The sequence below is a fragment of the Streptomyces sp. NBC_00102 genome, assembly GCF_026343115.1.
Lineage (GTDB): Bacteria > Actinomycetota > Actinomycetes > Streptomycetales > Streptomycetaceae > Streptomyces.
This window is the reverse complement of sequence record NZ_JAPEMC010000001.1, coordinates 4,590,635-4,617,068: the sequence shown is the minus strand read 5'-3', so window position 1 is coordinate 4,617,068 and position 26,434 is coordinate 4,590,635. Positions and strand designations below refer to the sequence as shown.

Genomic DNA, 26,434 nt, shown 5'->3' with positions numbered 1-26,434 from the left:
GACGGCCATCCGCGCTGCGGGCGCGGCATCGCCTGCCCGCACCACCTGGCCCTCAGGGAGAGGGCAGGTTCTGTCCGACGTCGGTGGGCAGGCCATCAGGCCGTGCAGCCGAGGGCCTTCTTCACCCTCGGTACGAAGTCCGCGGCGAACGCTTCCAGGTCCTTGCGGCGTCGGGTGACATCGCCTTCGACCTGCCTACTGAGGTTCATCTGCACGGAGAGGAACTCCGCGTTCGGACTCGAACATCCCGTGCTGACCATCGCGTTGCGGTCACCCACCGCTCCCAGCCCCTCGAACGGCAGGGCCGGGATCTTCTCCCGGTTCTCGAACCGGAAACTCTCCAGATCGTCCATGGGGTCGTACAACTTCTCGTTCTTCTCGACCGTGAGATCCACTACCAGCCAGTCGTCCACCTCGATCTGGCATCTCCCCCAGGTTCCCTTCCCCGTGTCCACGAGCGAACCACCCACGGTCCTGAACTTCTCACCGTCGACGAGGAACGGGTCGAGCGCCTTCTCACTCAGCCCGACCCCGCACACTTCCTTCGGAACGGCATACTCCCGCCCACCGCCGCACGCCGCGAGCGACAGAGCGAGGCATGCGACGAGCCCCGAGGCGGCGGCGAACCGCCCGACCGTTGAACTCACTGGTCCCCCACGATCCCTTCGGCCTTCTTGTTGCCGTCATTGGCCGACGCGCCGATCTTTGAGTACACGCCGGTGTCCTGGGAAAAGCCCTCGTGGGCCGGGTCCTCGGCCCACGGGCCGTTCTCTCGGTGCCAGACATCCGCCAAGGCTCTGAGCTCCGTGTTCCGGCTCTGGTAGGTCTCGACGTGGTTGGCCTGGGCCGTGTGGTTGATCTCGTTCTGCTCGTCCTGGAGCCAGGCGGACGTCACCACGTCCACTCCGCGTTGAGCGGCGTCCCCCCAGGGGCCCAGCAGGGCGTTGGCGGCGCCACCGACGACGTGGTAGGTCCATGTCCTGTGCCACGAGGCGTCGGTGAGATCACCGTCCTTCTCATCGTTGGTCGCCTGGTAGCGGGCTTCCTCGATGAAGCCGATCGTGCGGCCGGCCCGGTCGAGGCTGTCCTCGGGGTGGTCCTTCTCCGTGTAGATGTCGGCCACGATCGCGTGGTGCGTCTGGTTGGTGAGTTCGGCGTAGGCGTCCTTGTTCCGCGCGATCTGCTTGGTGACCTCCATCAGCTGGTCCGCGTCCATACCGTGGGTTCCCAGAGGGTCGCTCATCGCCAGATGGACGGTGTCGCCGTGGTTGCCCAGGGCGAACGCCATGTCGTCGCGCATCTCCGCCGGGAAGTCATTGCCCTTCGCGGCGAGGAAGCCCAGGGAACGCTTCATGGCTGCGTCCTGCTCGGCGGTGTGCGGCAGGAACTCCGAAGCAGGGGCGTCCGGACGGGTCGCACCCGACACGGCCGCGAACATCGCGCGCCCGGTCGCCTCCAGTGCCTCGTTCCCTCCGTCCTTCAGCGGTGAGTCGTCGAAGGAGTGCCGGTCCTTGAGTACCCATTCCGCGTTGTCCTGCGGTTCCTTCGTGTTGAAGAAGTCGGTCGCCGCGTCGGGGCTGTTGGCGAGCGCCTTCATGAGGCCGGTCATCGGGTCACGGCCGAACTCGGCGTCGCCGATGAAGTTCATCCTCGGCATGAACTGGCCGTTGCCCTGCCAGTACTTCTCCGGCAGCCTCAGCTCCTCCTCCTTGGCGACCAGCGCGTCGCCGTACTTGTTGAGGAACTGGTCGTCGTAGTCGCCGGTCCTCAGGAGGTCGCTCATCAGCTGGTAGCCGTAGAGGTTCCCCGTACGCGTCGGACAGAGGTCGCCGGAGAGGCGCACCATGTCGTTCTCCCACTGCCGCATGGCCGGGCTGTCCGACTGGGTCGCCCCACCCAGGACGGCTCCCAGGTTCTGCTGGAACGAGCCGAGCCGGTCGAGCTCCGCCCTGGTCAGCTCGTCCGGGTTGTCCGGGCTGGAGAGGTCGGCCCAGAACTCCAGCACCTTCTTCGGACCCACCTGGGTGGCGAACTCCTCCTGGAACAACGGGTCGTTCCGGTACGACGCGAGCAGCCCGTCCAGCCTCTGGAACTCCTCCGGCGACATGTCGTCGCCGTTCTCCTCGAGGATCTTGGCCGCTTCCTCCGCCGCGCGGACCGCGTCGATCGCCGAGTCACGATCCGCGTACGCGGCTCCGGAGAACCCGAACTCCGCCTGGTCCACCAGGGCCCGCAGAACCGTCGAGGCCGTCGTGTCGCTCTCCGCCGCCCGGCCGAGGATCACCTGCACGTCGTCCCGGAGTTGGTCGACATCCTGCTGGGAGTGGTCCGTGACGTCGTGGCCCTCGGCCGCCCGGTCCGGATGGACCACCATCGTCACGGTGAAGCCACCGCCACTGGTGGAGGTCACCGTGAGATTCTTCCGGCGGCCCCGCTCCAAAGCCTGGTCCAGCTGCTGCTTGTACCCCACCAGTTCGTCGTGGGTGTCCTGGAGGATGTCGTGGATGCTCTTCGCCTGGGTGTGGGCGTCGGTGAACTCGCCGGCCGTCTTGGTGATGAACTCCCGGGAGACCGTCGCGTTCGCGCCGGCCCACTTGGCCTTTTCCGCCTTGGCCTTCAGATCGTCCCGCGCGCCGGTCTCCATGGTGCCCAACTCCTCCACCACGCCCTGCCAGGCAATGACGGCCTGGCCGAGACGGCCGAAGTCCGCCTGGCACAGGGTCTCGAAGTCCATCAGCGCCGCGTCCTCTCGGTGAATCCGTCGTCCAGGGGCGCGATGCTGCTCACGACGTCGTAGACGTACGTCTCGTCACCGGCGTGGGCGTTCCGCGTGAAGTCCATGTGGTTGGAGATGTGAGCGCACGCGTCCAGCAAGGTCTTCAACTGCCGTTCCCAGCACTCCTGGACATGGTCGAGGGCACCGCCCAACGAGAAGCCCTGGGTCCCCAGATCCTTGGCGGCCTCCTGGCGTTTTCAACCGCTCCCACTCGTCCCAGGCCATCAGACCCCTCCCCCGTAAACATGTGCACCCCATCTAAAATGGAGGCTAGGGAGTTCGCTCGCTCTCAGCCACCCTCACCCCCGCAATCGCGCCAGCGCTTTGCGCCTCCGCCCCAAGGCGTCCCGCACCGGGCATGGACCGCCGACCAGCCCTGGTACGGAAAGGCGTCGAACCGGGGCGTATGGGGGGCGTCAAACCAGCCACACCAGGTGCGACCCACGGTCGGCGAACTGTGTCCGGAAGTGATTGCCGCGGTCACCACGCAAGGCTGTCCCTCGCCCCGCTCGGCCGTTCAGCGCACCCCGGGCCGTTTCCGAGGACCTGCCCATGGTGGCCGGGGCGATCGGCCGACGCCGGGGCAGGAGGCACGAGCTCCGCCCCTTCGGGCACTCGATCGTGCCCCATGGCTTGCTGACCCGGCACCGTCGGTGCGTTTAGCGTCCGTGGGTGAACCTTTGGACCTCTCTCGAACCCGCCTCCGCGACTGTGGACCCGGGTGACAGCACGACCGTGCGGCTGCGTCTGCGCAACACCGGTGACGTGGTGGACGAGTACCGCTTCGAGGTGGTGGGCTCACTCGCGCCCTGGGCCCTCGTGGAGCCGCAGTCCCTGCGGCTGTTCCCGGGGACGACGGGGGAGGTCGCGGTGACGTTCTCCCCGCCGCGCACACCGGACGCGGCGGCCGGTCCGCATCCTTACGCGGTGAAGGTCACGCCGACGGAGCATCCGCAGGCCACCACGGTTCCGGAGGGGAACCTCACCGTCACCCCGTTCACGGAGGTGCGGGCGGAGCTGGTACCGCCGACGGTGAAGGGCCGTTTCCGGGGGCGTCCCAGGCTGGCCGTGGACAACCTGGGCAACACCAGGCTGACGGCGTCGGTCCGCGGCAGCGACAGCGGTGATCAGCTGTCGTACGACATCCGTCCGAGCAATGTGCAGATCGAGCCGGGGCGCGCGGCGTTCCTGAAGGCGACGCTGAAGCCGCGGCAGATCAAGTGGTTCGGGTCCAAGGAGGACCGGCCGTACACCTTGGCGGTGCAGCGGTCGGGTACCGCACCGCTGGACGTGGCGGGCACCTACGTGCAGAGGAGTGTCCTGCCGCGCTGGCCGGCGGCCTTCATCAGCCTCCTCCTCGCACTGGCGATCGCGTTCGTGATGCTCTGGCTCACCCACAAGCCCCGGGTCGACTCCACCGCCACGGAAAAGCTCCAGGAGGCCGCCACCGCCACGTTGGCACCCCCCTCGCCGGCCCCGGAGGCGCCGAAGGCGACGCCCGCCGCGCCCGCCACGGCGCCCCCGGCCGCCGCCGCGACGCAGGAGGCGGGCGACGGCGGGGCGGGAGGCGGCGGTTCCGCCGAGAAGGAACCAGAGCCCCAGGAGCGGACCGCGGCGACCGCGGTCCGGCAGAAGGCCGCGGAGAAACCGGGCGAACCGCACATCTGCTACCGCGTCTACGTGAGGGACCGCGACTGGTCCGACGCGGTGTGCGACGGCGACACGGCGGGCACGGAGGGATCGGGGGAGCAGATCACCTCGGTCGACGTCGCGGTGTCCGGAATCAATGGCACGGCCGGCCGCGCGCAGGTCTACAACCCCGGGGGGAGCGGGACCGAGCAGTACTTCCCCGACGCCTGGTCGGAAGCCGTGGACGGCGCCGACAACTACCTCGGCAGCACCGAAAAGGACGCCCCCTACATGCGGGGGTTCACCATCCAGGTCGACCACGCCAAGAGCGCCGTCTGCCAGACCGCGTACATCCACGACGGCGACTGGCTTTCGATGGCGTGCGACAACCCCGGCGACGCGCTCGAACTCACCTACGTCGGCGCCCAGGAAAACAGCCTGTGGTTCGAAGCGATGAGACTCACGGTGTGATCCGCCGTTTGCCGCCCGCCTGCTCCGGGCCCGGTGGCGGGCAACCTGCTGCTCCGGGCCCGGGGGCGGGCAACCTGCCGCGCCCACACCCCCGGACGCCCCGGGCACGACACGCGCCCCGCGCCGTTACGGACCTGGCGCGGGGCGGGCCGGGGCGCCGCCCCTGGGGGCGGCGCCCGGTTACTGCTTCCCGCGGGCTCCGGCGGAGGCACCGGTCCCGGCGGCCTCGGCCTCCTCCGGGGACGGGGCCTCCTCGAAGTTCACCCGGCCCATGTGGCGGTTCATGGACTTCATCAAGGCCCACACGCCGAGGGCGAGCGCGGCGAAGACGAGGAAGCCGAGAACGCCGGGCGTCACCTTGTTCTTGTCGAGCTCGTCGGCGGCCAGCGGGACGAGATGCGTCAGTGCCTGGGTGGAGTACATATCAGGCATTGTCGCGGATGCCCGCGAAGAGATCGCTCTCGGGGAGGGAGGTATCGACGCCGGCCTTCACGAGCTCGTACTCCTCGGTCGGCCAGACCTCCTTCTGCACGTCCATCGGGACGCGGAACCAGCCGCCCTCGGGGTCGATCTGCGTGGCGTGCGCGATGAGCGCCCGGTCGCGCACCTCGAAGAAGTCCGCGCACGGGATGTGCGTGGTCAGGGTGCGTTCGGTGTGCTTCATCTCGTCCCAGCGCTTCAGCCAGTCGCCGTACGGGGACTCCAGGCCGCGCGCGAGGAGCGCCTCGTGCAGGGCGACCGTGCGGGGCTTGTTGAAGCCCTGGTTGTAGTAGAGCTTCTGCGGCTGCCAGACGGGACCGAACTCGTCCTCGGGGAAGCGCTCCTTGTCGCTCGCACCGTCGAACGCGATCATCGTGATCTTGTGGGTCATGATGTGGTCGGGGTGCGGGTAGCCGCCGTTCTCGTCGTACGTGGTGACGACCTGCGGGCGGAACGAGCGGATCTTGGCGACGAGGCGCCCCGCGGCGGTCTCCTCGTCCTCCAGCGCGAAGCAGCCCTCGGGGAGCGGGGGCAGCGGGTCGCCCTCGGGAAGGCCGGAGTCGACGAAGCCGAGCCATTCCTGCCGGACACCGAGGATCTCGCGGGCCTCCTCCATCTCCTTCCTGCGCACCTCGTGGATGTTCTCCTCGATGTACGCGTCTCCCTGGAGCCGGGGGTTGAGGATGGAACCACGTTCGCCGCCGGTGCAGGTGACGACCATGACGTCCACCCCCTCGGACACGTACTTGGCCATCGTGGCCGCGCCCTTGCTCGACTCGTCGTCGGGGTGGGCGTGGACGGCCATCAGGCGCAGCTGCTCGGTCAAGACTCGGTCCTCAGTTATTTGTCGCGATGGGCAACTCCTATAGTGACCGAACGGGAAGGTGGAAAATTCCTCGATTCCCTGCACAGGAGGAACGATCATGACCGCGGTGCGCGAGGCCACACCCGAGGGCCGGTACGGCAGTCGGAGCAAGGACGAGCGCGCGGACCGCAAGCTCCGGGTGATCGGCGCGGTACTGGGTGCGGCGCTGGTCGGCGTGATCGTCTGGATCGGTGTGGACTACGTCGGCGGCACGGTCATCAGCGCCGAGCTGATCAAGTCCAAGGTCGTCTCCGACGAGCGGGCCGAGGCCCATCTCGAAGTGCACAAGGACAAGGACGCCGGCGGCTTCTGCACGGTGCGCGCCCTGGACGCGGAGGGCGGCGAGGTCGCCCGCAAGGACTTCCGGTTCGACCAGCACGTGGGGCGCGTCGACGAGGTCGTGGCGCTGCGGACGACGTCCCGGGCCAGTGCGGTGGAGCTGCTGGGCTGCACGGGCGGCGGCTCGGCGGGCTGAGCAGCCGGCGTTCCGTTCGCCGCGGACCTCCCGTACTGTCCGCCACGCCTCCATCGGCACCGGGTAACCTTCTCCCCCTTTGCCCGGGAAATTGTTAGGCTCGTGGTTTCGCCCACCCGTGAGGGAACAAGCTCGGGGTAGGGCGATGCTTTGTATTCCCAGTACCGACGAGGAGCACCTGTGACCCAGACCAGCGAAAACGTCACCTGGCTCACGCAGGAGGCGTACAACCAGCTCAAGGCCGAGCTGGAGTACCTGTCTGGTCCCGCGCGCACGGAGATCTCCGTAAAGATCGCGGCGGCCCGTGAGGAGGGCGACCTCCGCGAGAACGGCGGGTACCACGCGGCCAAGGAGGAGCAGGGCAAGATGGAGCTCCGGGTGCGTCAGCTCACCCAGCTCCTGGAGCACGCGAAGGTCGGCGAGGCGCCGGCCGACGACGGTGTGGTCGAGCCCGGCATGGTCGTGACGATCGCCTTCGACGGCGACGAGGACGACACCGTGACCTTCCTCCTCGCCTCCCGCGAGTACGCGAGCACGGAGATCGAGACGTACTCGCCGCAGTCGCCGCTGGGCAGGGGCGTCAACGGCAAGCGCACGGGCGACGACGCCGAGTACGAGCTGCCCAACGGCAAGAAGGCCGCGGTGAAGATCCTCTCGGCCAAGCCGTACACCGGCTGAGCCTCCCGCGCCGCGACGCGACGCACGAAGCCCCGGCCGGCGGATTCCCGAGGAGTCCGCCGACCGGGGCTTTTCGCGCACCGGCGTCGCAGAGCGGGCGCGGTCAGGTCGCCGCCCGGCGGTACTTGCGGACCGAGAGGGTCCGGAACACCACGATGATCACGGCGGACCAGATCAGGGACGCCCACACGGGGTACTGCATCGGCCAGGCGTCGGAAGGCGATACGCCCGGGTTGCCGAACAGCTTGCGGCAGGCCTGGACGGTCGCGCTGAACGGGTTCCAGTCGGCGATCGGCTGGAGCCAGGACGCCATCTGGCTGGAGTCGACGAAGGCGTTCGAGATGAAGGTCACCGGGAAGAGCCAGATCAGCCCTCCCGAGGTGGCGGCCTCCGGGGTCCGGACGGAGAGGCCGATCAGCGCGCCGATCCAGGAGAAGGCGTAGCCGAGCAGCAGAAGCAGCCCGAACGCCCCGATGGCCTTGGGCACCCCGTTGTGGATGCGCCAGCCGACGAGGAGGGCGACGACGACCAGCACCAGCACGGTGAGGGTGGTCTGCACGAGGTCGGCGATGGTCCGCCCGGTGAGCACCGCGCCGCGGGCCATCGGCAGGGAGCGGAACCGGTCGATGAGGCCCTTGTGCATGTCGTCCGCGATGCCGGCTCCCGCGCCGGCCGTGGCGAAGGTGACGGTCTGGGCGAAGATGCCGGCCATCAGGAAGTTGCGGTAGACCTCCGGGGAGGTCGAGCCGCCGACGTTCATCGAGCCGCCGAAGACGTAGCTGAACAGCACCACGAACATGATGGGCTGGATAAGTCCGAAAAGTACCACTTCGGGGATACGGGTCATCCTGATCAGGTTGCGCTGGGCGATCACGAGGGAGTCGGTGACGGACTGGACGATGCCGCCGGAGGGGCGGGGGGCCAGGGTCGTGCGGGCCTCTTCCGGGCTGGTGGTCACCGTGTGTCCTCCTTCGCGTCCTTCGCGGGTCCCTGGGCGTCGCCGCCCTTCCCGTTCCCGTTCCCTTTCCTGTCGCCGTCGCCGTTCTCGCCCTCGGCCGCCGTCTCGGCCGCGTGGCCGGTGAGCGAGATGAAGACGTCGTCCAGGGTGGGGCGGCGCAGTCCGATGTCGTCGATCTCCACGTCCCGGCCGTCGAGGTCGCGGATGACCTCGGCGAGGAGTTTGGCGCCACCGGTGACCGGGACGGTGAGTTTGCGCATGTGCCGGACCACGGTGACCTCGCCCTCGCCGTACCGGGCGAGGGCCTCGCGGGCCGGTTCGATCTCTTCCGGGCGGTGCACGACGACCTCGACGCGTTCACCGCCGGTACGAGCCTTGAGCTGGTCGGACGTTCCGCGCGCGATGACCCTGCCGTGGTCGATGACGCAGATGTCGTGGGCGAGGTGGTCGGCCTCTTCGAGGTACTGCGTGGTCAGCAGCAGAGTCGTTCCGCCACGGACGAGTTCCTCGATGACCTCCCAGAGCTGCTGGCGGTTGCGGGGGTCGAGCCCGGTGGTCGGCTCGTCCATGAACATGACCGGGGGCCGGACCACGAGCGCCGCCGCGAGGTCGAGCCGCCGCCGCATGCCGCCCGAGTACGTCTTGGTGGTCCGGTCGGCCGCGTCGGCGAGGTGGAACCGCTCCAGCAGCTCCGTCGCCCGCGTCTTCGCGTCGCGGGCGCGCATCTGGTAGAGCCGGGCCACCATCTGGAGGTTCTCCCGGCCGGTCAGGTACTCGTCGACCGCGGCGAACTGCCCGGACAGCCCGATGGAGCGGCGTACCTCGTTGGGCTTGGTCAGTACGTCGATGCCCGCGACCTCCGCCCGGCCGCTGTCGGGCCGCAGCAGGGTGGTGAGGACGCGTACCGCGGTCGTCTTGCCGGCGCCGTTGGGGCCGAGGAGGCCCAGCACGGTTCCCTCGGGAACGTCGAAATCGACGCCGTCCAGCGCTCGTACGTCTCCGAAGGTCTTCACGAGCCCTTCGGCGTGGATCGCACCTGGCACAGGGGATACCCCCATCCGCTCTCGGACGGTCGGTTGTCGGACGGGACCGGTTGCCCGTTCGCGTGACTACTGTGCGAATCCTAGGCCGTATCGGACATTTCGCGTCGGACCAGCGGCGGTGTCCGGTGCGGTGCACCGCGAGGCGGAGGAACGCCCGTGTACGGGGCGCCGGGCTCACTCCACGATGAGGTGGCCCGCCCCCCTGAGGACGGCGGCGACCTCCTCGCAGTGTTCCGGGCCCTTGGTCTCCAGGTGCAGCTCGACCTCCGCCTCGGTGAGGCCGAGGCGCGGCTCGGTCCGTACGTGGCTGATGTCGAGCACGTTCGCGTCGGATCCGGACAGGGTGGCCAGCAGCGCGGCGAGCGCTCCGGGGCGGTCCACGATCCGTACCCGCAGGCTGAGATAGCGGCCGGCGGCGGCCAGTCCGTGACGGAGGATGCGCTGCATGAGCAGCGGGTCCACGTTTCCGCCGGAGAGCACGGCGACGACGGGGCCCCGGAAGGACTTCGGGTTGCTGAGCAGCGCGGCGACCGGGCTGGCACCCGCGGGTTCGACGACGAGCTTGGCCCGCTCCAGGCAGAGCAGCAGGGCGCTGGAGAGCTCGTCCTCGGTGACCGTACGGACCTCGTCCACCAGCTCGTGGATCAGGCGGAACGGTACGTCGCCGGGGCGCCCCACCTTGATGCCGTCGGCCATCGTCTGCGGCACCGTGTCCAGGGCGACGGGGTACCCGGCGGCCAGTGAGGGCGGGTACGCGGCGGCGCCGGCCGCCTGCACGCCGATGATCTTCACGTCGGGGCGGAGCGCCTTGACCGCGACGGCGATGCCGGCCGCCAGTCCGCCGCCACCGATGCCGACGACGATGGTGCGGACCTCGGGGCACTGTTCGAGGATCTCCAGGCCGACGGTGCCCTGGCCCGCGATGATGTCGGGGTGGTCGAAGGGGTGGATGAAGACCGCTCCGGCCCGCTCCGCGTATTCCTGGGCGGCGGCCAGGGTCTCGTCGACGACCTGGCCGTGCAGCCGGACCTCGGCGCCGTACTCGCGTGTCGCCGCCACCTTGGGGAGGGGGGCGCCCACCGGCATGAAGACGGTGGAGCGTACGCCGAGCAGCGAGGAGGCGAGCGCGACACCCTGCGCATGGTTTCCGGCACTCGCGGCGACGACTCCGCCCGCCCGTTCCTCCGGGGTGAGTCCGGCGATGCGCACGTACGCGCCGCGCAGCTTGAAGGAGCCGGTGCGCTGCAGGTTCTCACACTTGAACTGGACGGGGGCACCGACGAGCTCCGACAGGTGGCGGCTGCCCTCCATCGCGGTCGTCCTGGCCACTCCGGACAGTATTTTCTGGGCGCCCCGGACGTCGTCGAGGATCAGCGACGGAAAAGGGGCGGACGTACGGAAGCTCATGACCGCCAGTCTCGCAGCTCGCCGCTCCACCGCCCTCCGAGTGCTCCGGCTGGGCCGTCGTCCCTAAGCCCTTCCCGCTCTCGGGATGCGCGGGATTACATACCCTGGACACAGTCGGCCGCATCGCCGCGTACTGTGTCCCCCACCCATCCGACACCGCACGAAGAGAGCTATTGGCCATGCCCCCTCAGGACATGACGAATGCTGCGTCTCCTTCCGGGGACGACGTCTCCCCTCCACAGGGGCCCGACCCCGTCGTACTCGACACTCTCCAGCACCAGGTGGCGGTATTCGCCCGACGTGCGGAGCAGACCCGTCTCGGTGGCGTCGGCAAGGTCCGCAACTCGATGGACCGGGCCGCCTACCTGCTGCTCAACCGGCTGGACCGGGAAGGCCCGATGGGCGTGAAGGCGCTGGCCGCGGGGATGGGCATCGACTCCTCCACGGTGACCCGCCAGGTCGCCCCGCTCGTGGACACCGGGCTGGTCAAGCGGACCTCGCACCCTGAGGACGGCAGGGCCGTCGTGCTCCAGCTCTCACCGCGCGGCCAGGCCCGCCTGGACGAGGTACGCACCTCCCGCCGCGATCTGATGTCGCAGGTCACGGACGACTGGACCGAGGAGGAGCGGGAGACGTTCTGCGCGCTGCTGACCCGTTTCAACGGTGCGCTGGCGGTTCGGCAGGCTGCCCACCAGCAGCAGGGCGACTAGGCGGCGTCCGCGAACTACCCTGGAATGGCTGGCCCACCGTGAAGGACGAGGAGGCCGCCATGACCAGGAAAGTCGCCGACTGCCGGAAGTATCCGAGCGTGTCGGGCTGCTCGCTGACCATCTCCGGCGAGGAGGACGAGGTCGTCCGCGCGGCGACCGAGCACGCCGTCTCGGTCCACGACCACACGGACAGCCCCGAACTGCGGGAGCAGGTCAGGGCGTCCCTGGAGGACGAGAAGGTCGCGGTCTGAGATCCCGCCGGAAGGTTCCGCGGGCGCCCGCAGGTGTCTGTGGGTGTCGCGTCGGCGTCCGCGGACGTCCGGGGAGCGCGGTGCCGGGGAGCTGTCCCCGGCACCGGTCGTGACGGCGTTCGGGCCAACGCGCCTTCGCCGCGGGGAAGTCCGGCGGTGAAAGGTGCGCTGTCCGTCAGCCGAGCGCCTGGGTGAGGTCGGCCAGCAGGTCGTCGCCGTTCTCGATGCCGACGGAGAGCCGCACCAGGTCGGCGGGGACCTCCAGCGGGGAACCGGCGGCCGAGGCGTGCGTCATCCGTCCCGGGTGCTCCAGCAGCGACTCGACACCGCCGAGCGACTCACCGAGCGTGAACAGCTTCGCGCGGTCGCAGACCGCGACGGCCGCCTCCTCGCCGCCCTTCACGCGGAAGGAGACCATGCCGCCGAACGCCCGCATCTGCTTGGCCGCGACCTCGTGGCCCGGGTGGTCCGGCAGTCCGGGGTAGAGGACCTGGGTCACCTGGGGGTGGCGGGTGAGCAGTTCGGCGATCCGGCCGGCGTTCTCGGTGTGCCGGTCCATGCGCACGGCGAGGGTCTTGATGCCCCGCAGCACCAGCCAGGCGTCGAACGGACCGGCGACCGCGCCCATGGCGTTCTGGTGGAAAGCCAACTCCTCCGCGAGACCCGCGTCGTTGACGATCAGCGCACCGCCGACCACGTCGGAGTGGCCGCCCATGTACTTGGTGGTGGAGTGCACCACGATGTCCGCGCCCAGCGCCAACGGCTGCTGGAGGTAAGGGCTGGCGAAGGTGTTGTCCACGACCAGCCGGGCCCCGGCCTGACGCGCGACGCCCGCGACGGCCGCGATGTCGGTGATGCCGAGCAGCGGGTTGGACGGCGTCTCGACCCAGACCACCTTGGTGCGCGGGGTGATCGCGGCGCGCACCGCGGCCACGTCCGAGGTGTCGGCCACCGAGAACTCCACGCCCCAGCGCGAGGCGACCTTGGCGAACAGCCGGAAGGTGCCGCCGTAGGCGTCGTTCGGGATCACCACGTGGTCGCCGGGGGTGAGCAGGGTGCGGAGCAGGCAGTCCTCGGCGGCGAGCCCGGAGGCGAAGGCCAGTCCGCGACGGCCGCCCTCCAGTGCCGCCAGGTTCTCCTCCAGGGCGGTACGCGTCGGGTTGGCGCTGCGGCTGTATTCGTACCCGCCGCGCAGTCCGCCCACCCCGTCCTGCTTGTACGTGGACACCTGGTAGATGGGCGGAACGACGGCGCCGGTGAGCGGATCGGCGGTGTTTCCCGCGTGGATCGCGAGGGTCTCGAAGCTGTGCTGGTCGGTCATGAGGCCCGAGCGTAGTTCGTCACGAGGGCCCGCACCGGACGCTCGGCCGTACGGGGACAATGGGTCCATGGAGATTCTGTGGTTGCTGATCGCGCTCTGCATGGTCGTGGCGGTGCTCGGCCCGTTCCTGCGCCGCCGCCGGGGAGGCGGCATTCAGCTGGTGTCCCCCGGTTCGCCGGACGCCGCCGACCCGGAGACGTACGGCTTCGTCCGGCAGGAGCTGCTGGACGTGCGACTGCCCGGCCCCGACCAGGACTTGGTCGACGTGCTCCACGTGGTGCAGGCCACCCAGGAGTGGCGTGCGGCGGCCCAACTGCTGGCCGGTACGCCCGTGAAGGGCGAGATCCGGTGGCAGCGCGTACAGGCGTTCGCGGGGGCGGCCTCGCTCGAACTCGCCGCGCGCCCGGGCGTGGGCGGTGCCTGGCTGCGCTCGTGGCGGGCCGAGGCGCCCGAGGACCCGGGTGCGGCGGCGGTGCACGCGGAGTTCCTGGTGCAGCAGGCGTGGCGGTCCTCGGCCGTGGGCAGCGAGGACTTCCGGGTCCTGCTGGACGAGGCGCGCACGGTGGCCGGTGAGGCGTCGGCGCTCGCTCCCGGCGACCCCGTCCCGTACATCACGCGGCTGACGGTGGCACGCGGACTGGGGTACACCCCCGAGGAGTTCGACCAGCTGTACGCGGAGGTCGTCGACCGCGCCCCGGCGCACTTCGGCGCACATCTGGCGGCGCTGCACTTCTGGTCCTCGAAGTGGCACGGCTCGCGCGAGCTGGCCGACCGGTTCGCGACCGCCGCCGCCGCGCGCGCCCCGCAGGGCTCGCTGCTCGCCGGGCTGCCGCTGTTCTCCCTCTACGACAATCTGCCCGAGGTCAACCTGACGCCGAACTTCTACCGGAGCGCCTCGGTGACGAAGGCCGTCGAAGGCGCGATGTACGCGGTCCACTCGGCGCGGCAGGACGATCCGATGCTCGCTCATGTCCGGCATCTGCTGGTGCTGTTCCTGGTCCGGATGGAGCGCTGGTCCGAGGCGATGCACCAGTTCGTCCACATCGACGGGTACGTCGGGGCGCTGCCCTGGACCGAGGACTCCGACCCGGCCGCCGAGTACGCGATCTACCGCGCCCTCGCGGTGGCCGGCTACGAGGCGAACGGCGGCAGCCCGGCGCGACTGCTCGGGTAGACGGTGTCCGGCCGTGACCGGCCATGCACGGTGCGGACCGGCACCGACCCGGCGCTGACCTGCCCGCTGACCCGCCGCTGTCCGGCACTGACGCGGCGCTGACCCGGCGCTGACGCGGCGCTGACCGGCCATCCTGGGCGCGCCCTCCGTCCGCCCCGCACGCCCACGCCTCTCCCGGCCCGCGGACGGCCGGTACCGCCTCCCGCGAGGAATGCGGGGCGGTACGGAGATGTTGTCCCGATACCGCCCCGTAGAAGGAGGACCGATCATGTTGTTCGGCCGTACACCCGTGCTCCCCTCCCCCGAGCAGGCCCTGAAGGGCAGCCCGACCCCGACGTTCACGGTGCCCGACCGTCACATCGTGCTCGGCAACCCGCTGCAGGGCCCGTACCCGGAGGGCCTGGAGGTCGCCGACTTCGCGCTGGGCTGTTTCTGGGGAGCCGAGCGCAAGTTCTGGCAGACGGAGGGCGTCTGGACGACGCTCGTCGGCTACCAGGGCGGCTACACCGAGAACCCGACGTACGAGGAGACCTGCTCCGGCCAGACCGGTCACACGGAGGCCGTCCGTGTCGTCTTCGACCCCGAGGTCGTCCCGTACACGGAGCTGCTGAAGCTGTTCTGGGAGTCGCACAACCCGACCCAGGGCTTCCGCCAGGGCAACGACGTCGGTACGCAGTACCGCTCGGCGCTCTACACCCACTCGCCCGAGCAGGCCGAGGCCGCCGCCGCGTCCCGCGAGGCGTACCAGAAGGTCCTGACGGGCTCCGGATACGGGCAGATCACCACGGAGATCCTGCCCGCCGAGGGCCGTACCTTCTACCCGGCCGAGGGCTACCACCAGCAGTACCTGGAGAAGAACCCGGGCGGCTACTGCGGCATCGGCGGCACGGGCGTCTCCTGCCCGATCGGCGTGGCCCGCGCCCAGGGCTGATCCGCGCCGTGCCGGGCCCACGGGGCCGGCGGCACGCTCCGGACGCCGGAGAGGGGCGTCCACCCGGTGGCATCCACCGGGAGGGCGCCCCTCTCCGGCGTCCTACGCGTGTGGCGAAACGGGTCAGTGCCGCTTCAGGCTCCGGCTGAGGCATCGGTCCAGGCGCCGGGCTCAGGCATCGGTCCAGGCGCCGGCTCAGGCATCGGTCCAGGCGCCGGGCTCAGGCATCGGTCCAGGCGCCGGGCTCAGGCATCGGTCCAGGCGCCGGGCTCAGGTGTTGTCGGTGAGCGCCGCCAGGCCGGCCACGAGGCCGATGAAGGCCAGCGCCGCGAGCAGGCAGACCAGCAGCACCAGCCAGCCCGTCAGGATGGCCGCCAACGCGACCCCGCGCCCGCTGCCGCCCAGGCGCTTGCCCCGGAAGCGGCCCACGTGGCCGACGGGGATGGCGATCAGGGCGCAGAGGGCCGCGAGAGCGACGAAGATGCCCGGGTTGATCAGCGCGATGCCGGTGGCGAAGTTGCCGAGGGCGCCGATCGCGCCCAGCGCGAAGACGCCGCTGACCTGAGCCGCCCGGTTCCTGGGCAGGGAATCCCCGCCCTGGGCGGGTACGCCCTGGCCCTGGGCCGGTAGGTGGCCCTGGCTCTGCTGCCCGTCCGCCGCCGTCGGTGTGCCGTCCGCGTCGCTCATGCGCCGTCCCCCGTGAATTCCGTGCCCGCTCGGCACGAATCCTACGGCGCCGTCGGAGCCTCCCCCGAGGGGACCGACGGACCGTCAGGCGGCCAGCCGGACCTGGTTCCTGGGCAGCGCACCGCCCGGTGTACGCCCCTGCGCGCGGGTCGCGGCGGCGAGCGCGACGCGACGGCGGTCCAGCTCGGCGGCGGCCCGGCCGAGTACGTCGGCGAGGCCGATCCCCAGGGAGTGCGCGGCGGCGGCGAGGACCTCGGAGGATGCCTCCTTGCGGCCCCTCTCCAGCTCGGAGAGGTACGCGAAGGAGATCCGCGCCGCGTCCGCGACATCCTTCAGCGTCCGGTCCTGGGCGAGGCGTTCCTGGCGCAGCACCTCGCCGACGAGGTCGCGCAGCAGGGGCTCCCGGGGCGCCTCGGGTACGGGCGGAGGGATCGCGGGGACCGGCCGCAGGGGTATCACCCGGGCGTCGCGGGTGAGGCCGCGCGCGGCCACGCGCGCCTGCCTGCTCGCGTACGGGGTGGCGTCGTAAGAGGCGATGTCGCGCGGGCCGGTGTCGCGCGGGGTGGCGTCCGGGGTGGCGTCGTACGGGGTGGCGTCGTACGGGCTGGTGTCCCTCGCTCGGGTCGTCATCGCTCCAGCGTAGGAGGGGAGCCGCGCCCGTGGGGTGTACGGCCCTGCGCCCTCGGCGGATCTGCTGATGGAGAAACGGCGCAACCCAGGGGCGGCGGCGGCAAGGCCCCGGAACGCCACGGGGGCCGGTCCCCCGCACGTACGCGCGTGGTTCCGGCCCCCGTACGGGAACGGTCGGCCGTCAGATGAGGCCCTGGGCCAGCATCGCCTCGGCGACCAGCTCGAAGCCGGCGATGTTGGCGCCGACCACGTAGTTGCCCGGGCTGCCGTAGCGCTCGGCGGTGGTGTGGCAGGAGTCGTGGATGTGCCGCATGATCTCCTCCAGCCGCGCCTCGGTGTGGGCGAAGGTCCACGAGTCGCGGGAGGCGTTCTGCTGCATTTCCAGCGCGCTGGTGGCCACGCCGCCGGCGTTCGCCGCCTTGCCGGGGGCGAAGGCGACGCCCGCCTCCTGGAAGACGCGCACGGCCTCGGGGGTGGTGGGCATGTTGGCGCCCTCGGCGACCGCCTTCACGCCGTTGCGCACGAGCGCGTGGGCGTCCTCCTCGTGCAGCTCGTTCTGCGTGGCGCAGGGCAGCGCGACGTCGACCGGCACGGACCACGGACCGGTGCCCGGCACGAACGTGGCGGAGGCGCCGCGACGCTCGGCGTAGTCGGCGACCCGGCCCCGGTTCTGCTCCTTGATCTCCTTGAGCAGGTCGAGGTCGATGCCCTTCTCGTCCACGACGTAGCCGCTGGAGTCGGAGCAGGTGACGACGGTGGCGCCGAGCTGCTGGGCCTTCTCGATGGCGTAGATGGCGACGTTGCCGGAGCCGGAGACGGCGATGCGCTGGCCCTCCAGCGACTCGCCGCGGACGCGCAGCATCTCGGAGGTGAACATGACGCAGCCGTAGCCGGTGGCCTCGGTACGCGCCTGGGCACCGCCCCAGCCGAGGCCCTTGCCGGTGAGGACACCGGACTCGTAGCGGTTGGTGATCCGCTTGTACTGGCCGAAGAGGTAGCCGATCTCGCGGCCGCCGACGCCGATGTCACCGGCGGGGACGTCGGTGTACTCGCCCAGGTGGCGGTGGAGTTCGGTCATGAAGGACTGGCAGAAGCGCATGATCTCGGCGTCCGAACGGCCCTTGGGGTCGAAGTCGGAGCCGCCCTTGCCGCCGCCGATCGGCATGCCGGTGAGGGCGTTCTTGAAGATCTGCTCGAAGCCGAGGAACTTGACGATGCCGAGGTTGACCGAGGGGTGGAAGCGCAGTCCGCCCTTGTACGGGCCGAGCGAGCTGGAGAACTCGACGCGGAAGCCGCGGTTGACGTGGATGTCGCCGTTGTCGTCCGACCACGGCACGCGGAAGATGAGCTGACGCTCGGGCTCGCACAGCCGCTCGATGATCCGGGCGTCGACGAACTCGGGGCGCGCGGCGAGCACCGGGCCGAGGGTCTCCAGGACCTCCCGGACGGCCTGGTGGAACTCCGTCTCACCCTGGTTGCGCCGGAGCACCTCCGCGTAGAGCGGCTCGATGACGCGGCTCTCGGCCGTGGGCATGAGAGCGGATCGAGAAGATACCGACATCTGATCAAGACCTTCCTTGGAGCAGTGGCAGATACGTGCGCGCCCGTCCCGAGAGCGCGCCCGGCCCTCGTCGCCCCCCGTGCGTGTGCGGGTAGCGCGCGGGACGGACAGAAGCCGGTGTATGGCTCAATTGTCCTCTCGGAAGGGATGCGCTCTCCGGATCATCCACATAGTGACCATCGCACCGCGGTCATGGCGGACGGACCGGGCCGCCGAACAGCCGTACGGTTCCGAAGGATCACGGACTTCCCGCCGCCCACCGGACCACCTTCGGACGTGACGTGAAACACACACGGATCGACCCTCGCGTCTGCCATGCCTCCAGGTCGCTCGCGGCCTTCTTGTTCCTCCACCGGTGTGCGGAGGGCGGGTTCGCGACGTACCCGGGTACGCGAACGCGCCGGCCGCCCGGGGGCGGTCGGCGCGTTCCGTGCGCGGGCGGATCGGGTCAGGCGGAGGCGTTCTCCGTGATGGTGACCTTGCCCTTGCGGATGGTCGCGAGGCGTGGGGCCTTGCGAGCGAGGGAGCTGTCGTGGGTGACCATGACGAAGGTCAGACCCAGCTCCTTCCAGAGCCCTTCGAGCAGCGTCATGATCTCGTCGCGCATGGACTCGTCGAGGTTCCCGGTGGGCTCGTCGGCGAGGAGCACCTTGGGCTTCTTGACGAGCGCGCGGGCGATGGCGACGCGCTGCTGCTGCCCGCCGGACATCTCGCTCGGCAGGTGGGTGGGGCGGTCGCCGAGGCCGACCGACTCCAGCGCCTCGATGGCACGCTCGCGGCGGACCTTCGCGCCGATGCCGAGCGGGACCAGGGCGGTCTCGACGTTCTCGGCGGCGGTGAGCGTCGGGATCAGGTTGAAGCTCTGGAAGACGAAGCCGATGGACTCGGCCCGGACCTTGGTGAGCTTGGCCTCGGAGAGCTTGGCGAGGTCGACGCCGTCGAGCTCGATGGTGCCCTCGGTGGGCCGGTCGAGACCGCCGAGCATCTGGAGGAGGGTGGACTTGCCACCGCCGGTGGGGCCCTGGATGACGAGCCGGCCACCGTCCTCGATGGTCAGGTCGACACCGGCGAGCGCGTCGACCTTGGTCTTTCCCCGCATGTAGCGCTTGGTGACGCCTCTGAGCTGATACACGTGTGGACTCCTGCTGTACGTACGGAAGATGAGGTCGTGGAGCCGGTGACTACTCGACGCGGCGCAGGGCGTCGGCCGGGCGCAGCCGGGAGGCGCGCCAGCCGCCGAACGCGCCGGCGATGAGCCCGCCCGCCACGGCCAGTACGACAGCGATCACGATGGTGGAGACGGAGACCGGTGCGGTGAGCGCGATGTCCAGGGTCTTCGCGGCGGACTGACGGCCGGGGCCGCCCGCCCCGCCGCCGCCCATGCCGCCGAAGCCGCCACCGCCACCGCCGCCGCCACCGGAGCCGAGCTCCGCGGTGAGGGTGGGGCTGATCGCGGTGACGATGTACGCGCCGGCCAGGCCGACGGCGATGCCGAGGACACCGCCCATGAGGCCGTTGACGAGCGCCTCGCCGACGACCTGGCGGGTGACCCGGCCGCTCTTCCAGCCGAGGGCCTTCAGGGTGCCGAACTCGCGGACGCGGCGGCTGACCGCCGAGGAGGTGAGCAGGCCGGCCACCACGAAGGCGGCGATCAGGACGACGATGGAGAGCCACTTGCCGACGCTGGAGGCCAGGTCGGAGGCGGTGGAGAGGGAGCCGGAGACCGTGTCGGCCAGGTCGGCCGAGGTGGTGACGGTGGTACCCGAGATGTTCTTCTGGATGGTCGACTTGACGCTGTCGATCGCCGTGGAGTCCTTGGCCTTCACGTAGACCGTGGTGACCTTGGACTTCGAGTCCGAGAGCGTCTGGGCCTGCTGGAGCGGGATGTAGACGTTCGCGGCGGCGTCACCGCTGCTGGCGGTGGAGACACCGATGATCGTGAACTTGGTGCCGGAGATGGTGACGGTCTTGTCGACCGCGAGCGACTTCTCCTTGGCGTAAGAGGCGTCGACGATCGCGACCTTGCCGTTCGTCTCCGTGGTCTTGAAGGTACGGCCCTTGGTGATCTCGGAGGAGGTCAGCGGACCGAGGTCCTGGTGCGTGACGTCGGTGCCGTACACGGTGAAGGAGTTGACGTCGAAGGAGGCACCGCCGCCCTCGACACGGCCCTGCGGAGCGCCACTGCCGCCGCCCTGGCCGCCGGAGCCGCCCTGACCGCCGCCGCTGCCGGAGGACTGGTCCTGCTTGAACTCGCCGCGCTTGAACTGGCCGTCGACCTTCATGACGTTCAGGCTCAGGCCGCCGACCGCGTTCGCCACGCCGGTCTGCTTGCCGACCTTGGTGACCGTGGAGTCGGCCAGGGTCTGGAAGCCCTGGACCATGACGCGGTCGGTGGACTGCGTCGCGTCGTCGTCGCTGTCGTTGGCGTCGAAGTTGAACCTCGGGCGCTCCTGGGCGCCCGTGGAGCCCTGCGCCGCGGCGGCCTTGGTCACGGTCATGTCCGTGCCGAGGCCGTACAGCGATTCCAGGACCTTGTCCTGGGCCTTGCCCATCCCGGCGGTGACCGAGCTGACGACGATGACCAGCGCAATGCCGAGGGCGAGCCCCGAGGCGACGACCAGCGCCGCCTTTCTGCGACGGCGCAGCTCGCGCCGGAGGTAGGTGAAGAACATGCCGCGAACCTATGGACCGGGCGTGATGGTGAGTTAAGGCCCTCATGAGAGGAGGATGAGAACCTGCCGGGCCGGGAACTCCCGGGCACCGGGCGCAACCGTCCCAGAACGCCCGTTGTCGCCCCGAACGCCCGAGGGCGGTGGCACCGGGCGGTCCGTGTGCGGACCGGGGTGCCACCGCCCTCGTACGGGAACGGGGAGTGCCGGGGATCAGGCGGCCGAGTCGGCCGTCCACTCGGCCCAGCTCATGTTCCAGCCGTTGAGGCCGTTGTCCGGGGAGATCGTCTTGTCCGGGGAGTTCTTCACGATGACCACGTCGCCGATGAGCGAGTGGTTGTAGAACCACGCGGCGGGCTGGTCGGCGTCGCCGGCGCCCTTGACGTCCTGCAGGCCGACGCAGCCGTGGCTGGTGTTGGCCGAGCCGAAGATGCTGGGGTCGCCCCAGTAGTTGCCGTGGACGAAGGTGCCGGAGTTCGACAGGCGCATGGCGTGCGGGACGTCCTTGATGTCGTACTCGCCCTTGCCGTCGTCGTCGGTGAAGCCGACCGTGGCACCGTTCATGCGGGTCTCCTTGTACTTCTCGGAGATCACCATCTGGCCGTTGTACGTGGGGTTGTCGGGAGAACCGGAGGAGATCGGGATCGTCTTGATCGTCTTCCCGTCCTGGGTGACGGTCATCGTGTGCGCCTTCGCGTCCACGGTGGAGACCTGGTTGCGGCCCACCTTGAAGGTGACCGTCTTCTGCTGCACGCCGTAGACGCCGTCCGCGCCCTCGACACCGTCCAGCGCGAGCTTCAGCGTGACGGTGGAGCCGCCCGTCCAGTAGTCCTCGGGGCGCAGGTCGAGGCGCTGCGAGTTGAACCAGTGGCCGACGACTTCCTGGCCGCTGCTCGACGTGACGGTGATGCCGGCCTGCACGGCCGCCTTGTCGGTGATCGCCTTGTTGAAGTTGATCGAGACCGGCATGCCGACGCCGACGGTGGAACCGTCCTCGGGGGTGAAGTTCCCGATGAAGCTGTTGTCGGGCGAGACGGTGGTGAAGGAGCCGTTCTCGTGCGCCTCGCGGCCGTCCGAGTCCTTCGCCGTGGCGTTGATCTTGTATGTGGTGGAGCGCTCCAGCTGGGCGTCCGGCTTCCAGCTCTTGCCGTCCGCGGCGATCGTGCCCTCGACGGTGTCGCCGGCCGCGGTCCTCATGGCGACGGTGGTCAGCGTGCCCTTGACGACGGTCACCTTGGCGGCGTTGTTGATGCTGGCGTTGGTGGAACCGGTCTTGGGCTCGATCGATATCTGGGCCTCGGACACGTCCTGGGCCGCGGCCTTGTCGACCTGTGCCTGGGACTTCTGGGAAGTGCCGGCGGAGGGACTGGAATCGTCGCCGCCGCTGCACGCCGAGAGCACCAGCACGCCGCCGAGCAGTGCGGACGCGGCCATCAGGCCCTTGCGCCGCTTGCTGTCCGTGATCACACGCTTCTCCATCGTTGCCAATTCCCCAAAATCCCCGTAACGGCGCCGCCAGACGCGAATCCCCGTCAATGTTCCAGAACCCCGGTCGGTGGCGATCCGTTCCACATCCGTACGGGATGTGGGGAACACCACTGACCGACGCATTCCCGGCGGCCTTTGGTTCCCGCCTCGGCGGAGGCGGTCCGGCGCGGTTCCGCTCCGGGCCGCCGTGCGGCCCGGAAACGGCGTCCTCACAGGTCGGAACGGTCGCCGCGGACGGCAGTCCGCGCGGTCGCCCCTTCCATTCTCCCCGTACGTCCCGCGGACCGGCTCCCGGGCTACTTCCGCCCGGCGGCCGTGCCGCCCTCGCCGGCCTCGTCGTCGTCGGCCTCGTCGTCGTCGTCGGCCTCGTCGTACTCGTACGCCTCCACGTCGTACTCGTCGTCGTCGTCGTACGGATCGTGCTCGACGGCCTCGCTGCTCCACGACGCCTGCGCGAGCTCGATCCCCGGCACCGCGCCGACCAGGTCGAACGGGTCGATCAGTGAAGCGAGTGCCTCTGCGGCGTCTGCCCGGACAAGTGCCTCGGCATGCCTGCGTTCCTGTTCCGTCCCGTGGTCGTCGGGGTCGGGGAGGGCGTCCTCGTACTCGGCGGCGACCGCCTCCAGGGCGGTGCCGGTCAGGGCTTCCAGGTCCGTGATCTCCACCACCAGTTCCACCTGGAGACGGATGAAGGAGGGCTGCGCGGCGCCCTCGTCCACCGCGTCCCCGGTGTCCCGTGCCAAGCCGCGCGCCGTGTTCGCCGAAGTGCTTTCCGAAGTGCTCATAGGCCGGAGCGTAGGGCTCCGCATCCCGCGTGCTCCCGCGACCCCTGCGGGCGCGGCGCGTCGGGTGGCTACGGCGGGGCGGTGCGTGCGCGGGAGGGGGCCGGACGCGCCGGGGCCGCGCGGGGCTCCTGGATGAAGGTCGTACCATCGGCCCACGGGGGTCAACTCAAGGTCGTCGTCAGGGGATCGAATCTGTGACCATCACTCGTCGCACACTGCTGACCGTCTCCGCCGCGGGCATCGTGCTCGGCGCACTCTGCTTCGTACCGTCGGCGAAGCACACGGACGACACGTCCTCGCACACCGCGTCGGCGAGAACCGCCACCGTCCCGGTGCAGCGGGAGGGCGAGTCGTACGGCTCGTCGAGCCGGTCGTTCGCCCAGGCGGGCGACGGTTCCAGCGTGGGGACCACGCCGTACCTGATCGGCGGCACGGTCCTGCTGGGCCTGGGCGCGGGGTACGTGGCCCGCTCGGACCGCCGGGCGTCCTCGGCCGCCTGACACTCCGTCGGCCGTTCGTCCGACAGCCCGTCGCCCGCCCGCCCGCCAATTCCACGGGCGGGCGGGCGGCCGGCCCGCGTCAGTCCAGCGGGCCGGTGACCGCCTCCACGGCCCGGACCAGCCCGCCGCCACGGACGAACGCGTCCGCGGCGGCCAGGTCGGGGGCGAGGAAACGGTCCGGCCCCGGCCCCTCGGCGCCCGCCTCGCGCAGCGCCTCGACGGCGGCACGGGAGGCGGGGGCCGGGAACAGCCCTCCGGCGGCGCGCAGTTCGACCCCGCGCGCCGCCGCGTACAGCTCGACCGCGACGATCCGGGTGAGGTTGTCCACGGCGGTACGGAGCTTCCGCGCGGCCGACCAGCCCATCGAGACGTGGTCCTCCTGCATGGCGGAGGAGGGGATCGAGTCGGCGGACGCGGGCACGGCCAGCCGCTTCATCTCGCTGACCAGGGCGGCCTGGGTGTACTGAGCGATCATCAGACCGGAGTCCACCCCGGCGTCGTCGGCGAGGAACGGCGGCAGCCCGTGCGAGCGGTTCTTGTCGAGCAGCCGGTCGGTACGGCGTTCACAGATGGAGCCCAGGTCGGCGGCGACGATCGCCAGGAAGTCGAGGACGTACGCGACCGGGGCGCCGTGGAAGTTGCCGTTGGACTCCACCCGCCCGTCCGGCAGCACCACCGGGTTGTCGACGGCCGAGGCGAGCTCCCGGTCGGCGACCGTCGCGGCGTAGGCCAGGGTGTCCCGGCCCGCGCCGTTGACCTGGGGCGCGCAGCGTACGGAGTAGGCGTCCTGGACCCGGGGAGCGTCGTCCTGGTGGTGGCCGGTGAGACCGGAACCCTCCAGCACCCGCAGCATGTTGGCGGCGCTGACGCCCTGCCCGGGGTGCGGGCGGATGGCGTGCAGTTCGGGGGCGAGGACCTTCTCGGTGCCGAGCAGCGCCTCCAGGGAGAGCGCGGCGGTGATGTCGGCGCCGGTGTAGAGGGCGCGCAGGTCGGCGAGGGCCATCACCAGCATGCCGAGCATGCCGTCCGTGCCGTTGAGGAGGGCGAGGCCCTCCTTCTCGCGCAGTTCGACCGGGGTGATGCCGTGCTCGGCGAGGAGTTCGGCGGCGGGGCGCACGGTGCCGTCGGGGCCCTCCGCCTCCCCTTCTCCCATCAGCGCGAGCGCGCAGTGCGAGAGCGGGGCGAGGTCGCCGGAGCAGCCGAGCGAGCCGAACTCGTGGACGACCGGGGTGATTCCGGCGTTGAGGAGGTCGGCCATGGTCTGCGCGACCTCGGGGCGTACGCCGGTGTGGCCGGAGGCGACCGTCTTGAGCCGGAGGAACATCAGCGCGCGCACCACCTCCCGCTCCACGTGCGGGCCCATGCCCGCCGCGTGCGAGCGGACGATGTTGCGCTGGAGGCGTCCGCGCAGTTCGGGGCTGATGTGGCGGGTGGCGAGGGCGCCGAAGCCGGTGGAGACGCCGTAGACGGGCTCGGGCCGGGCGGCGAGCGCGTCGACGGTCCTGCGGGCTGCGGCGAGGGCGTCCAAGGCCTCGGGGGACAGGACCACGCGCGCGCCCTCGCGGGCCACGGCCAGGACGTCCTCGGCGGTGGTGCCGGAGGTCCCCACCACGACTGTGTGCATATCCATATTCAGAACCCTACGTACTGAAACTGGCCATGTCACCAGTGGTCGCCGGGTTGACCCCTTACCAAGCCCTTCACCGTTGCCGCTCCGGGCCCGGCCAACCCCTCGCCCGTGCCGCCGGGTGTCCCGCGCCCCGGCATCCTCAGGGCCGGTTTCCCCGGAGCCTGCGGCGGTCGTGGGCCGGGGTCGGCGGCGAGTCGGCCAGCCGCATCACCTCACCGTCCCGTCCGGCCACCACCGGGCCCACCGCGCGGTCCGCCTTCGCGCGGTACTGGGCGGCGTCCGCGAGCCGGAAGAGCCGCCGGGCCGAGCGGACCTGCCCGATCGGGTCGCCGGTGGAGGCGACCCCGCAGGCCACCCCGTCCCCCAGCTCCAGCGCGGCGGCACGCTCGCACAGCTCGGTCGCGACCCGGACCACCTCGTCCGCCCCGGGGCCCACCGTGATCAGGCAGAACTCGTCGCCGCCGAGCCGGGCGGCGAGGGCGCCCGGCAGTATGGCCCCGCACAGCGAGAGCACCGAGCCGAAACGTTCCAGCAGGCGGTCGCCGACGGCATGGCCATGGGTGTCGTTGACCGCCTTGAGCCCGTTCAGGTCGCAGACCACGAGGCTGACCACGGCGTCCTCGGCCCGGTGCAGTTCCACCGCCTCGTCCAGCCGGATGTCCACGGCCCTGCGGTTGGCGAGGCCGGTCAGCGGGTCGGTGAAGGCGAGCTTGCGCACCTCCTCCAGCCGCTCGGTCTGCGCGATGCCCGCCGCGACCACGGCGGCGAGCACCGTCGCGAAGTCGGCGTCGTCCCGGTCGAAGACGGGCACCCCGGCCGGGCGGGCCACGTACAGCTCGCCCCAGGCCCGGCCGTGCAGCACGATCGGCGCGACCACGCAGCAGCCCCGGCCACGCCGCTGGAGCGCGGCGACCCGCTGGTGGCAGAAGGGCCGGGCGCCGCGGGCCGGCGCGCCGGTGGCCGGGTGCCCCTCCGCGGTCTCCACCCAGGCGTCGGGTTCCCCGCCGCCCGCCCAGCGCTCGTGCAGGAACTCGGTGATCTCCGGGAACCGGTGGACGGGGTAGGCCTCGTCCTCGGGGAACTCCTCCTCGCCCTCGGCGCGCTCCCCGGCGTTCACCAGGACCTTGAGCCTGCCCAGGTCGCGTTCCCACACGGAGAGCGCGGCGAAGGAACCGCCCAGCGCCTCGCAGGCGCCCAGCGCCGCGGCCCGCCACGACTCCTTCGCGGTGTAGGCCGCCGCCATCGTCTGCGCCAGCGAGACCACCGCCCGCAGTCGCACATCGTCACCACCCATCTCACCAGCTTATGTACGTAT

General features: G+C 70.7%; 25 protein-coding genes and 1 pseudogene. 8 read left to right on the top strand and 18 right to left on the bottom strand.

Going from position 1 to position 26,434, the window contains the following annotated elements:
* Positions 1-95: 95 nt before the first annotated feature.
* From OHA55_RS20720 to OHA55_RS20710, 3 genes and pseudogenes are all read right to left on the bottom strand, one after another.
* Complete coding sequence (locus OHA55_RS20720) at positions 96-647, bottom strand: hypothetical protein (protein ID WP_266708456.1); 552 nt, start codon at positions 645-647, stop codon at positions 96-98.
* The gene (locus tag OHA55_RS20715; protein WP_266708454.1) at positions 644-2,734 is read right to left on the bottom strand and encodes a hypothetical protein; all 2,091 of its coding nucleotides are present in this window, start codon (positions 2,732-2,734) and stop codon (positions 644-646) included. The genes OHA55_RS20720 and OHA55_RS20715 overlap by 4 nt, the downstream gene beginning before the upstream one ends.
* Positions 2,734-2,961 (bottom strand): annotated as a pseudogene (locus OHA55_RS20710) (hypothetical protein); the annotation flags it as partial. The gene OHA55_RS20715 and the pseudogene OHA55_RS20710, both read right to left, overlap by 1 nt.
* A 487-nt stretch (positions 2,962-3,448) precedes the next feature.
* Here OHA55_RS20710 and OHA55_RS20705 point away from each other — a divergent pair.
* On the top strand, positions 3,449-4,876 hold the full coding sequence (locus OHA55_RS20705; protein WP_266708452.1) for a hydrolase: 1,428 nt from the start codon (positions 3,449-3,451) through the stop codon (positions 4,874-4,876).
* Between the two features lie 180 nt (positions 4,877-5,056).
* Here the strand turns inward: OHA55_RS20705 and OHA55_RS20700 are convergent, their stop codons facing one another.
* Together OHA55_RS20700 and mca are read right to left on the bottom strand one after the other, a co-directional pair.
* Positions 5,057-5,299, bottom strand: coding sequence for a hypothetical protein (locus OHA55_RS20700; protein WP_266708450.1), 243 nt, complete (start codon positions 5,297-5,299; stop codon positions 5,057-5,059).
* Position 5,300: 1 nt separating this feature from the next.
* Positions 5,301-6,182: a mycothiol conjugate amidase Mca gene (gene mca / locus OHA55_RS20695; protein ID WP_266708448.1), complete on the bottom strand. Its 882-nt coding sequence runs from the start codon at positions 6,180-6,182 to the stop codon at positions 5,301-5,303.
* A 97-nt stretch (positions 6,183-6,279) separates the two neighbouring features.
* Between mca and OHA55_RS20690 the strand changes: the two genes are divergently transcribed.
* Both OHA55_RS20690 and greA read left to right on the top strand, forming a co-directional pair.
* The gene (locus OHA55_RS20690; protein ID WP_266708447.1) at positions 6,280-6,696 is read left to right on the top strand and encodes a DUF4307 domain-containing protein; all 417 of its coding nucleotides are present in this window, start codon (positions 6,280-6,282) and stop codon (positions 6,694-6,696) included.
* Positions 6,697-6,876: 180 nt separating this feature from the next.
* Entirely contained in the window at positions 6,877-7,374 is a 498-nt protein-coding gene (greA, locus tag OHA55_RS20685; RefSeq protein WP_266708446.1) for a transcription elongation factor GreA, read from the top strand.
* 103 nt (positions 7,375-7,477) lie between these two features.
* Here greA and OHA55_RS20680 read toward each other — a convergent pair whose 3' ends face one another.
* From OHA55_RS20680 to ilvA, 3 genes are all read right to left on the bottom strand, one after another.
* On the bottom strand, positions 7,478-8,332 hold the full coding sequence (locus tag OHA55_RS20680) for an ABC transporter permease (protein WP_266708445.1): 855 nt from the start codon (positions 8,330-8,332) through the stop codon (positions 7,478-7,480).
* On the bottom strand, positions 8,329-9,375 hold the full coding sequence (locus tag OHA55_RS20675) for an ATP-binding cassette domain-containing protein (RefSeq protein WP_266708444.1): 1,047 nt from the start codon (positions 9,373-9,375) through the stop codon (positions 8,329-8,331). The genes OHA55_RS20680 and OHA55_RS20675 overlap by 4 nt, the downstream gene beginning before the upstream one ends.
* 174 nt (positions 9,376-9,549) lie before the next feature.
* Positions 9,550-10,782: a threonine ammonia-lyase gene (gene ilvA / locus OHA55_RS20670; RefSeq protein WP_266708443.1), complete on the bottom strand. Its 1,233-nt coding sequence runs from the start codon at positions 10,780-10,782 to the stop codon at positions 9,550-9,552.
* A 179-nt stretch (positions 10,783-10,961) separates the two neighbouring features.
* Here ilvA and OHA55_RS20665 point away from each other — a divergent pair, with 179 nt between their 5' ends.
* Complete coding sequence (locus OHA55_RS20665) at positions 10,962-11,492, top strand: MarR family winged helix-turn-helix transcriptional regulator (RefSeq protein ID WP_266708442.1); 531 nt, start codon at positions 10,962-10,964, stop codon at positions 11,490-11,492.
* A 59-nt stretch (positions 11,493-11,551) separates the two neighbouring features.
* Positions 11,552-11,743 (top strand): DUF1059 domain-containing protein, encoded by a 192-nt coding sequence (locus OHA55_RS20660; RefSeq protein ID WP_266708441.1) that lies wholly within the window; start codon positions 11,552-11,554, stop codon positions 11,741-11,743.
* A gap of 175 nt (positions 11,744-11,918) precedes the next feature.
* Here OHA55_RS20660 and OHA55_RS20655 read toward each other — a convergent pair whose 3' ends face one another.
* On the bottom strand, positions 11,919-13,064 hold the full coding sequence (locus OHA55_RS20655; RefSeq protein ID WP_266708440.1) for a cystathionine gamma-synthase: 1,146 nt from the start codon (positions 13,062-13,064) through the stop codon (positions 11,919-11,921).
* Positions 13,065-13,131: 67 nt separating this feature from the next.
* Here OHA55_RS20655 and OHA55_RS20650 point away from each other — a divergent pair, with 67 nt between their 5' ends.
* Positions 13,132-14,238: a hypothetical protein gene (locus tag OHA55_RS20650; protein WP_266708439.1), complete on the top strand. Its 1,107-nt coding sequence runs from the start codon at positions 13,132-13,134 to the stop codon at positions 14,236-14,238.
* Between the two features lie 265 nt (positions 14,239-14,503).
* Positions 14,504-15,169, top strand: coding sequence for a peptide-methionine (S)-S-oxide reductase MsrA (msrA, locus tag OHA55_RS20645; protein WP_266710852.1), 666 nt, complete (start codon positions 14,504-14,506; stop codon positions 15,167-15,169).
* Positions 15,170-15,439: 270 nt separating this feature from the next.
* On the opposite strand, the gene OHA55_RS20640 is transcribed toward msrA, so the two are convergent.
* The 7 genes from OHA55_RS20640 to OHA55_RS20610 all read right to left on the bottom strand — a co-directional run bounded on the left by OHA55_RS20640 (position 15,440) and on the right by OHA55_RS20610 (position 22,881).
* Positions 15,440-15,856, bottom strand: a complete 417-nt coding sequence (locus tag OHA55_RS20640) for a DUF4190 domain-containing protein (protein ID WP_266708438.1) — start codon at positions 15,854-15,856, stop codon at positions 15,440-15,442.
* Between the two features lie 84 nt (positions 15,857-15,940).
* Positions 15,941-16,315 carry a helix-turn-helix domain-containing protein gene (locus OHA55_RS20635; RefSeq protein ID WP_266710850.1) on the bottom strand — a complete coding sequence of 125 codons (375 nt, stop codon included), beginning with the start codon at positions 16,313-16,315 and terminating at the stop codon, positions 15,941-15,943.
* A gap of 352 nt (positions 16,316-16,667) precedes the next feature.
* Positions 16,668-18,020: an NADP-specific glutamate dehydrogenase gene (gene gdhA, locus OHA55_RS20630; RefSeq protein WP_323180433.1), complete on the bottom strand. Its 1,353-nt coding sequence runs from the start codon at positions 18,018-18,020 to the stop codon at positions 16,668-16,670.
* A 475-nt stretch (positions 18,021-18,495) separates the two neighbouring features.
* Complete coding sequence (locus tag OHA55_RS20625; protein WP_266708436.1) at positions 18,496-19,179, bottom strand: ABC transporter ATP-binding protein; 684 nt, start codon at positions 19,177-19,179, stop codon at positions 18,496-18,498.
* A 49-nt stretch (positions 19,180-19,228) separates the two neighbouring features.
* Positions 19,229-20,719 (bottom strand): ABC transporter permease, encoded by a 1,491-nt coding sequence (locus OHA55_RS20620; RefSeq protein WP_266708435.1) that lies wholly within the window; start codon positions 20,717-20,719, stop codon positions 19,229-19,231.
* Between the two features lie 210 nt (positions 20,720-20,929).
* The gene (locus OHA55_RS20615) at positions 20,930-22,195 is read right to left on the bottom strand and encodes an Ig-like domain-containing protein (protein ID WP_266708434.1); all 1,266 of its coding nucleotides are present in this window, start codon (positions 22,193-22,195) and stop codon (positions 20,930-20,932) included.
* A gap of 305 nt (positions 22,196-22,500) precedes the next feature.
* Positions 22,501-22,881: a hypothetical protein gene (locus tag OHA55_RS20610; RefSeq protein ID WP_266710848.1), complete on the bottom strand. Its 381-nt coding sequence runs from the start codon at positions 22,879-22,881 to the stop codon at positions 22,501-22,503.
* Positions 22,882-23,183: 302 nt separating this feature from the next.
* On the opposite strand from OHA55_RS20610, the gene OHA55_RS20605 reads away from it, so the two are divergent.
* On the top strand, positions 23,184-23,489 hold the full coding sequence (locus tag OHA55_RS20605) for a hypothetical protein (RefSeq protein ID WP_266708433.1): 306 nt from the start codon (positions 23,184-23,186) through the stop codon (positions 23,487-23,489).
* A gap of 79 nt (positions 23,490-23,568) precedes the next feature.
* On the opposite strand, the gene hutH is transcribed toward OHA55_RS20605, so the two are convergent.
* Both hutH and OHA55_RS20595 read right to left on the bottom strand, forming a co-directional pair.
* Positions 23,569-25,113, bottom strand: coding sequence for a histidine ammonia-lyase (gene hutH, locus OHA55_RS20600; protein WP_266710846.1), 1,545 nt, complete (start codon positions 25,111-25,113; stop codon positions 23,569-23,571).
* 145 nt (positions 25,114-25,258) lie between these two features.
* Entirely contained in the window at positions 25,259-26,413 is a 1,155-nt protein-coding gene (locus OHA55_RS20595) for a GGDEF domain-containing protein (RefSeq protein WP_266708432.1), read from the bottom strand.
* Positions 26,414-26,434: the final 21 nt, after the last annotated feature.